This is a genomic window from Congregibacter sp., assembly GCF_045107095.1.
Classification (GTDB): Bacteria; Pseudomonadota; Gammaproteobacteria; order Pseudomonadales; family Halieaceae; genus Congregibacter.
In genome coordinates, this window is record NZ_JBGCFU010000065.1 from 13,615 (window position 1) to 27,228 (window position 13,614).

General features: G+C 54.3%; 11 protein-coding genes. 2 read left to right on the forward strand and 9 right to left on the reverse strand.

Annotation, left to right across the window (positions count from 1 at the left end; all coding sequences use genetic code 11):
- Positions 1–40 precede the first annotated feature (40 nt).
- Positions 41–2,107, forward strand: coding sequence for a molybdopterin-dependent oxidoreductase (locus AB8B76_RS10155; protein ID WP_405272211.1), 2,067 nt, complete (start codon positions 41–43; stop codon positions 2,105–2,107).
- On the opposite strand, the gene AB8B76_RS10160 is transcribed toward AB8B76_RS10155, so the two are convergent.
- Positions 2,059–4,263, reverse strand: coding sequence for an FdhF/YdeP family oxidoreductase (locus AB8B76_RS10160; protein WP_405272199.1), 2,205 nt, complete (start codon positions 4,261–4,263; stop codon positions 2,059–2,061). The genes AB8B76_RS10155 and AB8B76_RS10160 overlap by 49 nt on opposite strands.
- Positions 4,264–4,507: 244 nt before the next feature.
- On the opposite strand from AB8B76_RS10160, the gene AB8B76_RS10165 reads away from it, so the two are divergent.
- Positions 4,508–5,872 (forward strand): aspartate aminotransferase family protein, encoded by a 1,365-nt coding sequence (locus AB8B76_RS10165; RefSeq protein WP_405272200.1) that lies wholly within the window; start codon positions 4,508–4,510, stop codon positions 5,870–5,872.
- Here the strand turns inward: AB8B76_RS10165 and AB8B76_RS10170 are convergent.
- The 8 genes from AB8B76_RS10170 to AB8B76_RS10205 form a co-directional block, all read right to left on the reverse strand.
- Entirely contained in the window at positions 5,869–6,582 is a 714-nt protein-coding gene (locus tag AB8B76_RS10170; RefSeq protein ID WP_405272201.1) for a DNA-3-methyladenine glycosylase I, read from the reverse strand. The two genes, AB8B76_RS10165 and AB8B76_RS10170, sit on opposite strands and share 4 nt — an antisense overlap.
- 14 nt (positions 6,583–6,596) lie before the next feature.
- On the reverse strand, positions 6,597–7,088 hold the full coding sequence (locus AB8B76_RS10175) for a VOC family protein (RefSeq protein ID WP_405272202.1): 492 nt from the start codon (positions 7,086–7,088) through the stop codon (positions 6,597–6,599).
- A gap of 102 nt (positions 7,089–7,190) precedes the next feature.
- Complete coding sequence (locus AB8B76_RS10180; protein WP_405272203.1) at positions 7,191–8,744, reverse strand: parallel beta-helix domain-containing protein; 1,554 nt, start codon at positions 8,742–8,744, stop codon at positions 7,191–7,193.
- Positions 8,741–10,102 (reverse strand): cytochrome-c peroxidase, encoded by a 1,362-nt coding sequence (locus AB8B76_RS10185; protein WP_405272204.1) that lies wholly within the window; start codon positions 10,100–10,102, stop codon positions 8,741–8,743. The genes AB8B76_RS10180 and AB8B76_RS10185 overlap by 4 nt, the downstream gene beginning before the upstream one ends.
- Positions 10,103–10,133: 31 nt before the next feature.
- Positions 10,134–10,778, reverse strand: a complete 645-nt coding sequence (locus AB8B76_RS10190) for a c-type cytochrome (RefSeq protein ID WP_405272206.1) — start codon at positions 10,776–10,778, stop codon at positions 10,134–10,136.
- Between the two features lie 166 nt (positions 10,779–10,944).
- Complete coding sequence (locus AB8B76_RS10195; protein WP_405272207.1) at positions 10,945–12,036, reverse strand: helix-turn-helix domain-containing protein; 1,092 nt, start codon at positions 12,034–12,036, stop codon at positions 10,945–10,947.
- A 103-nt stretch (positions 12,037–12,139) separates the two neighbouring features.
- Complete coding sequence (locus AB8B76_RS10200) at positions 12,140–13,345, reverse strand: alpha/beta fold hydrolase (RefSeq protein WP_405272209.1); 1,206 nt, start codon at positions 13,343–13,345, stop codon at positions 12,140–12,142.
- Between the two features lie 68 nt (positions 13,346–13,413).
- The coding region (locus AB8B76_RS10205) for a hypothetical protein (RefSeq protein WP_405272210.1) at positions 13,414–13,614 on the reverse strand (201 nt) is incomplete at its 5' end.

Sequence of the window (13,614 nt, forward strand, 5' to 3'; positions counted from 1 at the left end):
CCGAGTTAAACTCAGGAGCTCTGTTATGAGCCAAACCGGTATGAACCAAAATTCTTCCAACGCGCTATCCCCAAGCACTTCACTGTCCGAGCCAACCCTTCAAACTGTTTGCCCCCTGGACTGTGCCGACACTTGTAGCCTTGAGGTTACAACTCAGCATGGCAAGATCTCCTCCGTAAGGGGTGGTAAAGCCAACCCTTTTACCCGGGGAAAACTCTGCGCAAAGGTTGTGAACTCGTTTCCCGCACAGGTCCACGGCGACCTGCGCATCCGCACCCCTCTACTAAGACGCGCTAGCCTTGGAGGCAGTGATTTTCAGCCCATTAGCTGGGAACAGGCTTTAGATATTGTTTTTGAGAAGTTCTCCGACATACAGCGGCAATGGGGTAGCGAAGCAATTGCACCACTGTATTACGGCGGCCCCATGGGGATACTCGCCGGCGGCAGTATGGACCGACGGTTTTTCCATCGCCTTGGCGCATCTCAGATTGATTCCTCAACGCTTTGCGCAGGCACATCAGGTTCTGCGTGGGACACGGTTTTTGGTGACGCGGGAGGCATTGATCTCGAGGAGCTTGCCGACTCCAAACTGATTCTCGTTTGGGGCAACAACATCACCACCTGCAACCTGCACCTCACTACCATCATTCGCGATGCGCAGAAGCGCGGGGCAAAGCTCGTGGTCATCGACCCCAAGCGCACACGAATCGCCCGTGATGCTGATTTACATATTCCTTTGCTTCCCGGCTCTGATGTCGTACTCGCCTATGCGATAACCGCAATGCTCGATGCTAGCGGTGATCTGGACGAGGAATTCATCGCGCAACATACGCATGGTGGCGATCAATTTAGAACTGCTGCAAAGCAATTCGGACTGCATAGAGCCGCAGATTTGTGCGGCCTAGATACTTCAGCTTTAGAGAATCTTGCGGATATGTTCCGCGAGAAGGGGCCGGCGGCTATGACGATTGGCGTAGCACCGGAAAGAAACCGCAACGGCAGCGCCGGCATCCGAGCAGCCTTCTCTTTAATGGCTGTGACGGGAAATATCGGCCCTCTCGGAGCAGGCGTCTGCGATGTTGGCCGCTATTTCTCCATCGACAGGGAACGTTTGGCGAGACCCGATCTCGCGCCTGCGGAAATCCGCAAGATCAACGTTTTGGATATTCCACGCTATGTACTGGAGCCCGGTCAGGACACTCCGATCAAAGGGCTTTTCGTCTACAACCACAATCCGGTCGCAGTCCATCCGCAACAAGCGCGTATGCGCTCAGCGCTATTGAGTGACGATGTTTTCGTCGTGGGTAGTGATGTCACTATGACCGACTCCATGGCCTGCGCGGATCTGGTGCTGCCCGCGAGCACTCACTTTGAATATGGGGACGTGTACAAAGCCTATGGCCATCGATACCTCCAGCGATCGCGAGCCGTGTTACCCAGCCAGGGCGAATCTGTCAGCAACATGGAGCTGTTCCGCCGTCTGGGTGCGCGCTTTGGGTTTTCGGAGCCCGCTTTTCAGGACTCGGACGATGCTTTGATTGATCAGGCCTTTGCCTCGGTCGATAGCACGATTCCAGCGCTGGCTGACGGTAAAGCACTGGATATGACTCCCTATGCCGAGCCCGCGATGTTACGTGGTGGCGTCTTTACGACACCCAGCGGTCGCATAGAGTTGTTCAGCGAGACTATGGAAGAGCATTGTGGGCAGGGTCTGCCTCTCTATCTGGACTCTCCTGATAAACGCGACTTTATTCTGGTCACACCCGCATCCGACTTACGAACCAATTCGACCTTTGGAGGCCTGAAAGAACAGCAGCGCGACATCGTGTGTGAGGTCCATAGTGCAGATGCCGCTGCGCAAGGTATAGAGGACGGCGAGACCGTAGAGCTGTATAACGAACGTGCCACCGTGCAACTGGCTGCGAGAGTGACTGACGACGTGCGCCGAGGAACCGTGTATGTGCCTAAAGGTGCGTGGATAGCGGACTCACCCACAGGCTATACCGTAAATGCCTTGCTCCCCGGGCACCAGGAATCCGCTATTGGTGGCGCTTGTTACTACGACTGCGGCGTGAACCTTCGACCGCTTTCCGCGGATCGCAGCTGAACGGGGATCGATTTGAATCTCGGAGTTTGGCTGCGGGGATCCCGTGCCCGATCAGTCAAAACATTGGCTTCAGGGTAATAGGCCAGAATACTTCCCGCAGGCAAATCGAAGGGCTGAACCTTAAGGCCTAGCATTTGGCCGTGCTCGGACAGCAGGTCGACACGTTCGCCCTCCGCCAGCTGCATTTTCTCAAAGTCGTGTGCTGACAAGAGAACGGTCCAACGATCCGCGCCGTAGCGATAGCTGTCTGTTTCCTCATAAATAATGCTATTAAACTGGCCTTCGCTGCGAACTGTTGCCAAGAGAAACGGGTAGCTGTTTTTGGCGCCGTTTACCTTGGGTAGGGCTCGAACACAGAACTGCGCCTTTGCCGACGGCGTGTGAAAAACGGGCTCGTGTATTAAGCGGCCCCGAACATGAAACTCCTCTTTTGCCACGCCAATATCTTTTAATGCCTCCATACCCGGAATAGTTCGCGCAATGACTTGCCGAACATCTTCGTGACTGGCGAAGCGTCCAAAATCAATTACCGAATCCGGTATCAAACGTTGCCCCAACTCCGCGAGTATCTTTACTTCGGAACGCACGCTTGGAAGCCGCTGGATACCCCCGTCACTCAAGCGTACAAAATTGAACATGGATTCCTGGGTCGTCGATTGATCATCTTCATCCCGGGCGGCTACGGGCAATATCAAGAGATCCCCTGCAACGCCGAAGAGATGCCCCTGGTTCAGGGTGGTGGTCAGATGAATACGCAAGCCAACGCGGTCAAGGGCGCGCGCTGCCCATGCAGAATCCGGCGTTGCGGCGTACAGATTGCCACCGACCACACAGGCAACGTCGATATCGTCCTGATCCGCAGCCTCCAGCGCCGCCAGCGTATCGAAGCCCGGGGAGTCAGGCAGGGTCACTCCCAGCTCGCGCTCAATATTGCTAAACACGTCTTCGGCAAGCACGGGCTTTACGCCAATAGTGCCAATACCCTGCACATTGCTATGACCCCTGAGCGGAAGCAGCCCGGCAAACGGTCGCCCTACCATGCCACGGACCAAGGCAAGGTTCGCGATGTACTCAACATTTTCGCTACCAAAGCGATGGTGAGTCATACCCATGCCCCAGGCGAACACCGCGTTTTTACTCTGTGCGTAGACCCCGGCAACTCGTTCGATCTCTGATTGACTGAGCCCAGACTCCGCACTGATCTCCTCCCAATCAGTCTCCTGAATGTCGTCCCTGAATGTATTCCATCCCTCACAGTTCTCATGGATAAAGCTTGAGTCCTCCGCGCCGAAAGAGAGCACGGCTTTGATAAGCCCCTTCAGTAACGCGAGGTCGCCACCAATCTTTGGCTGTAGATAATGGGACGCAACCTCTGTACCTCCGCTCATCATCGAGCGCGCGCTCTTGGGAGCAGAAAAGCGCACCAAGCCCGGTTCTTTTGCGGGATTGACGATAACCACCTCTCCGCCCCGCTCCCTACAGGCGATGAGCTTGTGGATAAAACGCGGGTGATTCGATGCGGGGTTTGCGCCAAACACAAAAATCAGATCACAGCCGTTCAGATCCTCCAGCTCTACAGTCGAAGTTCCCGTGCCTATTGTTGACCCTAAGCCCACGCTCGTCGCTTGGTGACAGTAGAACGAGCAGTTATTGACGTTGTTGGTACCCCAAAGTCGCGCCAATAACTGCAACACAAACCCTGACTCGTTGGATGAACGACCTGAAGAGTAAAAGAAGGCTCGTGCGGGATCTGTCGCCGCCATACGATCACTGGCGAGCGTCATGGCGTCATCCCAGGACAACTCCTCAAAGTGGCTTGCGCCCGCAGGCTTGTATACGGGGCTACCCAACCGACCTGCGTGCTCGAGCTCCTTCGCAGTCAGCTCTCGCATCTCATCCAGGGAGTGGGCAAAAAATTCCGCAGGAATAGCGGTTTGCACATCGGTTGATTGCGCCTGCACACTCTTGTTACACACAGAAGGGAATTCGCCGGCTTCATTAGTCATACCACCCAACTGACCGCCCATACCGAGGCCACAGGCCTTGCATGCATTTTTTGCGCGCAAAGCCTTCGCAGAGTTGGCGAGCCCAATCCGCCGCACAGTATTCAGCGTGTACAAAATCTTCTTCGGACCGCCGCCAACTATCTCTGTCATCGTCCTTCCTTTTTAAAATCTATGGAGCTATCGCCCGCACACCTTGGCCTCATGAAAGTAGCTCCTTGGGAGTGTGTCGACTATGCTATCTGTGAATTCTTACTCATCCCCCTAAAGGGTGATTCCGCTCGCTACTTACAAAGCAGATAGTAAACAAAGAGCATTGAAAATGGCGAAGTTTGCGCCTTGCGTTTTCGCCGTCTGATATATGTCAGAACCAGCCGTCTGACAATGGAGTAACGCCATGACCAGCATCGAACAACCTTTGGAGCACTCAGCATCCGGATTGACCGACACGATCACTGACGCTGGTCTAGATGCGCATTGGATGGCCTACTCCGGTAATCGTCAGTTCAAAAAGGATCCGCGTATCATCGTGGCCGCCGACGGTATCTACTACATCGATGATAAAGGGCGTCGCATTATGGATGGCCTGTCGGGCTTATGGACATCAGGACTTGGCCACAACCGCCCGGAAATTGCAGACGCTGTGAATCAGCAGCTACGCACTCTGGATTACTCACCCGCCTTTCAGTTTGCTCAGCCCAAGTCCTTTCAGCTTGCCGAGCGTCTGCGGAACCTCATGCCAGAAGATTTGGATTACGTGTTTTTTACAGGGTCGGGATCAGAGTCGGCCGACACCTCTCTCAAAATGGCTCGGGCCTACTGGCGCCTTAAGGGACAGCCCAGCAAGACCCGTCTCATCGGGAGGATCAAGGGCTATCACGGCGTGAACTTCGGCGGTATTTCCGTAGGCGGTATCGCCGCCAACCGCAAAATGTTTGGTCAAGGTCTGGAGGCCGACCATCTCTCTCACACAATGATTCCAGAAAATCAGTTTCAACGCGGTATGCCCGAGCACGGAGCCCATCTGGCGGACCAGTTGTTGGAGATGATCGCTCTTCACGATGCCAGCACTATCGCCGCGGTTATTGTCGAGCCCATGGCGGGATCAGCGGGTGTTTTGCCACCTCCTGTGGGCTATCTCAAGCGCCTGCGGGAAATATGCACGGCACATAACATACTGCTTATCTTTGACGAGGTGATCACTGCTTTCGGCCGCTGTGGCGCAATGACCGGCGCCGACGCCTATGGTGTGGTTCCCGACATCTTGAACACCGCCAAGCAAATTACTAACGGTGCTATTCCTATGGGCGCGGTAGTAGCCCGTAAGGAAATTTACGATACCTTCATGAACCAGGATGCTCCCGAGCACCTGCTGGAGTTCTTCCACGGCTACACTTATTCGGCACACCCCGTGGCCTGCGCCGCCGCTTTAGCAACCCTTGATGTCCTGGAACAGGAAGCTCTACCACAACGCGTGGCTCAGAAAGCTCCCATTCTTGAAGAGGCCATACACGCTCTGCACGGAATACCTAACATCGCCGATATTCGAAACTATGGATTTGCCGCGGCGATAACGTTGGAGCCTAAGAACGGAGATCCAACGGTTCGGCCCTTTGAGGTGGGCATGCGTATGTGGGAGAAAGGCTTTTACGTTCGCTATGGGGGAGACACCATTCAGCTGGGCCTACCCTTTGTCATCGAGGACGCCGAAATCGAGCAGCTTTGCGCAGCCCTTGGCGACGCGGTACGAGAGACAGCCTAGCGCTGAATACCGACGACGTTCTGTCCGTAACTGAAGGAAACAATGCGACTCAGGGCCGACAGAGATCGGCCCGATTGCGATTGAAGCTCATTGAAGAATTCCTGGGTCGCTTGAAGGGATTTCTTGCTAGACACTCCTCCATCGATCACTCCGCGATTGCGCAGAAAACCCTCGACGTCCTGCGTGAGCAAGAAACTATCCACACCGAGAGTCCGCAAGGCATAGGGTCCGGTGTTACCCCCCAAACGGTGGCCATGCTTTTTGAGATAACTCCACAAACCAATCACGTCGTCGGTTGGCCACTCGGCGATAAACTGCCCAAAGCTCTTGCCTTCACAGCGTTCAGTCTCGGCAATCATCGCGGCGTTCTCGCGGATGGTTTTTACCTTCGTGAAATTACGAATGATCGCGGGGTCCTTGGCTTTTCGCTCTAGCATTTCATCGGGCATCATCAATAGACGCTCAATATCGAAGCCCCAGAACAGCTCTTCAAAGTTATCCCACTTCTGGTTCACCACTCGCCAGACAAAGCCAGACTGAAACACCTTTCGGGTGAACTCCGCCAGATATCGGTCACTGGATAGCTTGCGCAACTTCGCTTTGCTCGAGGGCTTTGGCAACAATGCATCGACGGCTGCCGCGCCGCCTTTGCGTTCACAGGCGAGACCATAGATAACTTCGAAGCTAAGAGGGTTTAACTGCTTTGGCATACACGATAGCTCCTCTAGAGAAATGCTCCCCATCGCTCTAGATAAACCTGCAGTAGCTCAATGCGCGTACCGTCCGGATCCACACAAGTCGCAACATCAGCGAGACGCTCGTGACACTGCTGTGGCGGTGACAGAAACTCCACTCCATCAGCCACGAGGGACTGATAATCGGATGCCAAGTCCTCGGAGATAAGACAAATACGCACAACACCCAAGTCCTTGTTCCCCAGGGGTTCGCGCTGATCAAGATCCGCGAATTCCGTAAGATCAAGTTTGGGGAAGCCATCGTCCATTTGCATGATGCAGGCGCGACCTCTTGGCCGCTCCGGCAGATCGAGGGCTCGCGCGCTTCCCTCATCAACTGTGTTCTGCTGCAACAGACTTAAATTCAAGTAAGGAATGGTAGGCAGGAAAACACCAAATCCAAGCTTTTCATAAAACGCTATAGACGCCTCAATATCACTGACATTGATATTGATATGTCCCCAAGAGGATTTTATGGCCATTGCTAACGCTCTCCATGAACAATTGGGCTCGGACCCAACAGTCCGAGCCGCATTATCACCTAAAAGTTAATGGAAAAGCGGCGCTACCCCCTCGGCAATCTTCTAGCGGGAGACAGACAGCATGTATTCAGCCACTGCCAGACGAGTCTCTTCATCCAGGTAATCCTGCTTGGGCATTTCTGGATAGTCTTCGCGCTTCTTCACGGGCGCTGCAATGTACTCCGCAAGGCCATGGGGATTTTCCATATAAAGCGCTTGAATAATCTTTACTGGAGGCCCAATCATGCGACCTTCATAGGTGTGGCAACCCGCGCAAATTCCTAGATAAGCAATCTTGCCGCGCTCACCTGGCTCAATCACTCGAGGCTCCACGGGTGGCATCAGATAGTTGCCAATAGTTGTGGTATTCGTAAATGCACACTCAGCATAGTCATCGATACCTGAGTGAACATAACGGTGCCGATTGATAATGCAGCTCTCGTTGCTTGGCCCGATAGCAAAGATATCCGGATTCCCGGTCTTAAGATCGGCAAGCATGAGGCCCCTTATCTCGGGAATAGTCTCGTAGCCATTGTTATGCATGGTGTTATTGAGAATCATCAGGCGATCGGAATTTGGATCGGCTTCGGGATCTACGGTGACGTTGGTCAGCTCCGCCGCCGTGTTGTGATCTACGGTCATAATTCCCACAGTCTTGTTGTTGGTAATGATGTTGCCTTCGATCACCACATCGTCTGCCGCCATGATCATGATGCCCGTGCCCGCAGGGATACCCCCCACCGTAGAACCAGGCGCACCAAAGTTTGGCGTGTTGTTGTCTGAGATCCAGTTGTTACGGATGATGACGTCATAGGTCGTCTTTATTGGGAGCCCCGGAGTAATGAACGCGAGGACACCTCCGGTGTTGTTGTAAACGAAGTTGCTCTCTACGATCGCGTGACGGCTATTCTCGATCTCGATACCCGCGACGCTGTCGAAGACTTCGTTGTACGCCACGTGAATGTTGTCACTCATGCCGACGTAAATCGCAGCATCTTCGATGCCAGAGACGACGTTGTGCTCAACCACACCGTTGGTGCCCAACTGCGGAAAGATGCCGTAAACCCCGGTATCGACAATAATGTTGTCGCGAATCTCAAAGTTGTTACCCGCCTGACTCATGATCGCGTTGCCTTTGTACTTGGTGATCAGGAATCCTTCGACAACGATGTTGTTACCCGAGAACAGGATAGCGTCGTTCAAGGTGCCTTCACCATGCAGCGTCGCGCGCTCGGAACCCTCGACAATACCGATCAGGCGGATACCGTCTTTGTCGATGTAAACCGTCTCGCTATAAGTACCAGGCATCACGTGGATCGTGGTTCCGGGCTCAGCGGCTTTCACCGCTTCCTGAATGGACTCGCCGTCCCGAACGGTGACGACGACATCAGACATAGGCGGCCCCGCAACAAACTTGCTGCTGCCCTGCACCATGAACTCTTTCGCTGCAGCAACATCCGCGTCGCTAGCGCCGCCCGCGGTGCTGCCACCATAAGCCGCGCCACTGCCAGCAGTGGTAATCACTGGTGCTGACCCGCCAGCCTTTTTACCGAATTGAAGGCCTGCCACAAATGCGACGGCGATCAAGACCACGGCCAAAACTCTTCCCATACTCATGATGATGCTCCCCCAAGATATACCGTTTGATCTTCTACACCATCTGCAACTGCAGCCGTGGCGCGCGAAGTATTGTTACTGTTATTGAAATCAGTGAGCGGCGATACGCCGATCGGTGTTAGACCGGAGGGAACCCGACGGGGTATCTCCGGGGTAAACGTTTCGTCAGTCAGTGCGCCCAAAAAATCCACCAGACGATCGAGTTCGTCGTCGGTCAGGTTCGGCTCCCAGATATGCCAGTGAATGTGCATATCAACGCCCTTGGGAACCGCGTGGCCACGGCCGCCTGTATAAAACTCCACGGCCTCTCGCAGTGTTCCAAAACGGCCGGAGTGCATGTAGGGCGCAGTCTTTGCGATATTGCGCAAGGTAGGGACTTTGAAACCACCCTTCATCTTGGGCGCATTCCATGTCGCTTCGGCACCAATATCCAAAGGTAATCCGAGAGGCTCTGGAGACCCAATAACGGCAACTTGCTGATTAGTGAACAATGGCGGTGTATGGCACTCAGCGCAGCGAGCTACAAAAGAACGGAACACGTTCATTCCTTCAACTTCTTTGTCGGTCAGCGCCGCGTGATAGCCGTGCGCATAGCGATCGTAACGGCTATTTAGCGATATCAACGATGTCTGAAAGGCCGCCAGAGAAATATAAACCTGCTGAAGGCTGATCTCATCCAGTTGCCCGTCAGGAAAAGCCTGGCGGAACAGTCGACGGTATTCTGCGCTGCCATGAAGTGTCGCGAGCAACTGTGCGGGGTTGTTACCCATCTCTTCGGGAGAATAAAGCGGCCCCTGGGCTTGCTCTTCGAGACTGTCTGCTCGGGCATCCCAAAACAGATTTTTTAGAAAGGCCACATTCCAGAGCGTGGGTGAAGACCGTTTCACCGCGTGCCCGGCAACACCCACCGCTCTCGCGCGACCATCACTAAAACCCAGGTCAGGGTGGTGACAGCTTGCACACGACGTTGAGCCGTCACCGGACAGCGCGGGATCAAAAAAGAGATAGCGACCAAGGTCAATTTGCTCCGGACTAAAACCGTCGCGATGCGCTGGCAAGGCGGTTTGCGTCCCACCGACTCCCTGGTTCTGGAGAGAGTCATAGAACTGATACATGTTGCGAAGCTCACAGACCCCAGCGTCGGTCTTCTCAAAGCTCGGCGGACAAAGTTCGCTTAGTGTGATCTTATCAGGTGCAGCTTGCTCACCAACCAACGCGCTCCCAGCGAAGGCATTCACCGCGCTGGCGATCACCTGCGTATCCTTTGTGGGATTCCCAAGGTCACTTGAACTCGCGGCCACTACCGCAAACCCCGCGATAACGGCAACGATGCAAGCTGTGAGCAAGGGAGCCTTCATTGCGAGGAAGCCTTTACTGAAAGGGGTGCTTTCATTGAGAGAGAAGATATCCGATAACGTCGGTTACATCTTTTTCCGTACTCAACATGGTTGCCATCATCTGCATTTGCCGGCCCAAGCGGTCCTCCTCGTGAGAACCACGGACTCCATCAGCAAAGTTCGAGTACTGACGGCGCAGGTAGGCTTCATCCAGTCCGGCTAAACGCGGGGCATTCATCGTCGAATTGCCTTTACCCGCTGGGCCATGGCAAGCACCACAGGAGGCGTTGTACTGCACTTCACCGTTGCGCTGATCGTGTTCTATGGTGTCTGAAGTGGTAACTGAAGGCAGGCTTCCTATATAGGCAACGACATTAGCTACCGCGGCCTCATCGGCCAGAAGCGCGGCCATACCCTGCATTTGCTTGCCTAGAGTATCCCGCTCATCGTTACCCCGCACACCGGATTTAAAGTTGTGAAGCTGCCGTTCTAAATAGGCACCATCCTGCCCCGCTAGCGCAGGTCCGTTCATGGCCGCTATCCCGGCGCCATCTGCACCATGACAGGCTACACAAGGAGCGTATAAGGCTTTACCAAGATCGACATCAGCGGCGACAGTCAAAGTGGCATGTAGCAGACCGATGGTCGCGGCCATAGTCGCGGCAATAAAATAAATAACACGTCTGGTTTTGATCATTGTGTTTGTCCATGCCGCAGTGAGCCGCGGACTAAATGCCCGAAAGAAGGGCAATTGTCGTCTTTTTGTACGGCAAATCTCCCTAATTTCAGAAATCCGTCAGCTTTTGTGGTCAGATTCTTAAAAAAACACCGCTGAACCGTATTTTTATAGTGAGTTTCAGGGCTCAGGCTGAAGCACTGGCAGACTTGTCTCGCGAGCCTTCCTCGGCAGTGTCGCCCAGCCCTCCGCTCTGTTGCCGATGAGCTTTACGCCAGGCTGTCGGTGTTTGCCCCTGCGTATCCTTAAAAGCCTTGTTGAACGAGCTCAATGACCTGAATCCCGAATCCATAGCGATAGTCAGCACGGGTAAGTGGTCTTCTTCAGGATTGGAGAGGCGTTTTGCCGTCTCGCGAATACGATAACTGCTCAAAAAATCGCTGAAGTTACGATAGCCCAGCGCACCATTGATCGCGCGCCGCAAGCGATACTCAGGGACCTCCAATTTTTGCGCCAAACCACCGATACTTAAGCCCATCTCCCTCCAAACGTCGCTATCTTCCATAAATTCCTGCAAAAGCACTGCCAACTCCGAGTCTTCCGACTCGTTTACAGCATCATTTGCAGCCACGGGTGCCGCTTGAGGCTCTACAGCCGTAAAGAGCAGTCCTCGCCGGTACTGCAATAGCGCTACGTTCACTGCAAGAAGGAGTGCGGCGGGTGGAACGTACTCAAGAATGTACAACCAGGTTGCCCCGGGAAAAAGAACTTCGCGCGACAGTATGAGTATGAACAGGTAGCTGCCATTGACACCGACGAACCATAGCCGCAAGCGACGACGAGATTCCACGAGATCAGTACGCCAGTGACGCACGATAGCCCATAAGGTCAGTGCTAAAAGTACAAACTCGAGTAGTTGCGGCAAGTCGATGAACAGCCAACGCCATTCATCCAGGGAAAAGAGAGCGCCCAGAAGAGGCATAAACACCGTGAACTTCACCAGGGACAGCTGCCAGGCTTGCATACGAAATCGATCGTCGAAGATGCTGAGACTAAGCAACCAAAAAAGACCGGGGGTAGCAGTTTGCAGCGTGGTCGCGAGCAGCGACAACGGCGTTCCTCGTAGTACGGGGGTGAGAAGGTATCCAAGGATCGCCAGCATAAAAAGCGCGAATAGCTTTTCACTCATCCCCCACCGGGGCTGACGCGCCAATAGCAGCAAACCCAAGAGCACCTGGGACAGGCTAAAACCGATCGCTCCGATAAGTAAGTCTGGCATGAACACCCTTCCGTCGATGCCGCATCATAGCAAGACGGCACGGCGAGAACGGGCACTGCACCCCGACCTTAATGCGGGAAATATGCAGAGCGCCAGACAGCCGTCATGACTGAAGAATGGTGTTCACCCTCAACTCACCGTGAAGCGTGCGATGCACCGGACAGCGATCAGCGATTTGCAACAGCTTCTCCCGCTGATCATCGGTCAGGTCGCCCTCCAAAGTAACCAACCGCTCGATTAATTCGATCTTTGCCGTCCCTTCCTCGCAAGTTTCGCAATCAACGACGTAGTTGCGGCTGTGCTTGAGCACGACCGAAGCATGCTCAAGGGGAAGGTTCTTTCTGCGAGCATACATTCGCAGAGTCATGGCAGTGCAGGCACCCAGCGAGGCAAGAAGATGCTCGTAAGGATCTGGCCCGGTGTTCGCACCGCCCACCGAGCGGGGCTCGTCCGCGAGCCAGTGGTGCGTGTCGCTGTAAACGTGCTGGGTAAAGACACGGTCTTTCTCCTCCACGAGTACTTCACCCGATGCGACCGACCGCCTTGGGGCTTCGGTGGTAGCCGGCAGATAGCGACTCGCCCAGCCGGCAATGACCGATGCCACATACTCTGAGTCAGTTCGTTTACTCAACAGGTGATCGGCATCATCCAGACTGACGAAGCTCTTGGGATGACGAGCCTCCAGATAGATTTTCTCAGCCTCCTCAATCGACACGGTCGCATCCAAGGGAGCGTGCATTACCAACAGCGCTTTACGAAGTGAGCTAATCGCGCCGCTGTCGTGAGATTCGAGATCTTCCACAAACTGTCGCTTTACCAAAAACTCGCGACCCGCCAGATTCACCTTGGCCTCACCGGCACGTCGAATCTCATCCAATGACGACGCCATGTTGTGCAGTACGTGCTCGGCGCGATGGGGTGCACCGATGGTAGCCACCGCTGTGGCCTCGGGCACCTTGTGCGCCATCGCCAAAACGGCAGCGCCACCCAAACTATGGCCTACCAGTAGCTTAGGAGCATCGAAATGCTCTCGGAGATAATTAACAGCCGCAAGAAGGTCTTCCAGATTTGAGGAGAAGTTGGTATTCGCAAAGTCACCGTCGCTGTTACCTAGACCGGTGAAGTCGAAGCGCAGGACCGCGATACCTTGCGCGGTGAGCGCACGAGAAATACGCGACGCGGCGGCGACGTCTTTGCCACAGGTAAAACAGTGAGCAAACAGGGCGTAACAGCGTACTTCAGACTCAGGTGTCTCTAAGGCACCACTGAGAACGTGGCCGTCGCTCTCAAAACTGATCTTCTCGCGCATTCCCTATTGGTCTCCATCCCCGTCACTGAGGGAATCCTTATACCAATAGTCATCGCAATGATGTACCTCTACTTTTCCTCACGCGCAGCGAAGTCAATCTTTTCGCCATTCGCGGCATACCACTCTTCCCACTCCCAGGGAGTGAGTGTTCGAGGCGTCTTTCCTGACATTGCGCGGCGCAGCGCTTTTGCGCGAAGGGAGTTATCTGTAGGTCGAGAGTTGTCACCAAGAACGCCGTCAATTATTTTTTGGCTACGAGTCTTCATTGT

Coding starts and splice junctions, on each gene's coding strand:
- AB8B76_RS10155 (WP_405272211.1), top strand. CDS start 41: ATGAACCAAAATTCTTCCAACGCGCTATCCCCAAGCACTTCACTGTCC.
- AB8B76_RS10160 (WP_405272199.1), bottom strand. CDS start 4,263: ATGACAGAGATAGTTGGCGGCGGTCCGAAGAAGATTTTGTACACGCTG.
- AB8B76_RS10165 (WP_405272200.1), top strand. CDS start 4,508: ATGACCAGCATCGAACAACCTTTGGAGCACTCAGCATCCGGATTGACC.
- AB8B76_RS10170 (WP_405272201.1), bottom strand. CDS start 6,582: ATGCCAAAGCAGTTAAACCCTCTTAGCTTCGAAGTTATCTATGGTCTC.
- AB8B76_RS10175 (WP_405272202.1), bottom strand. CDS start 7,088: ATGGCCATAAAATCCTCTTGGGGACATATCAATATCAATGTCAGTGAT.
- AB8B76_RS10180 (WP_405272203.1), bottom strand. CDS start 8,744: ATGAGTATGGGAAGAGTTTTGGCCGTGGTCTTGATCGCCGTCGCATTT.
- AB8B76_RS10185 (WP_405272204.1), bottom strand. CDS start 10,102: ATGAAGGCTCCCTTGCTCACAGCTTGCATCGTTGCCGTTATCGCGGGG.
- AB8B76_RS10190 (WP_405272206.1), bottom strand. CDS start 10,778: ATGATCAAAACCAGACGTGTTATTTATTTTATTGCCGCGACTATGGCC.
- AB8B76_RS10195 (WP_405272207.1), bottom strand. CDS start 12,036: ATGCCAGACTTACTTATCGGAGCGATCGGTTTTAGCCTGTCCCAGGTG.
- AB8B76_RS10200 (WP_405272209.1), bottom strand. CDS start 13,345: ATGCGCGAGAAGATCAGTTTTGAGAGCGACGGCCACGTTCTCAGTGGT.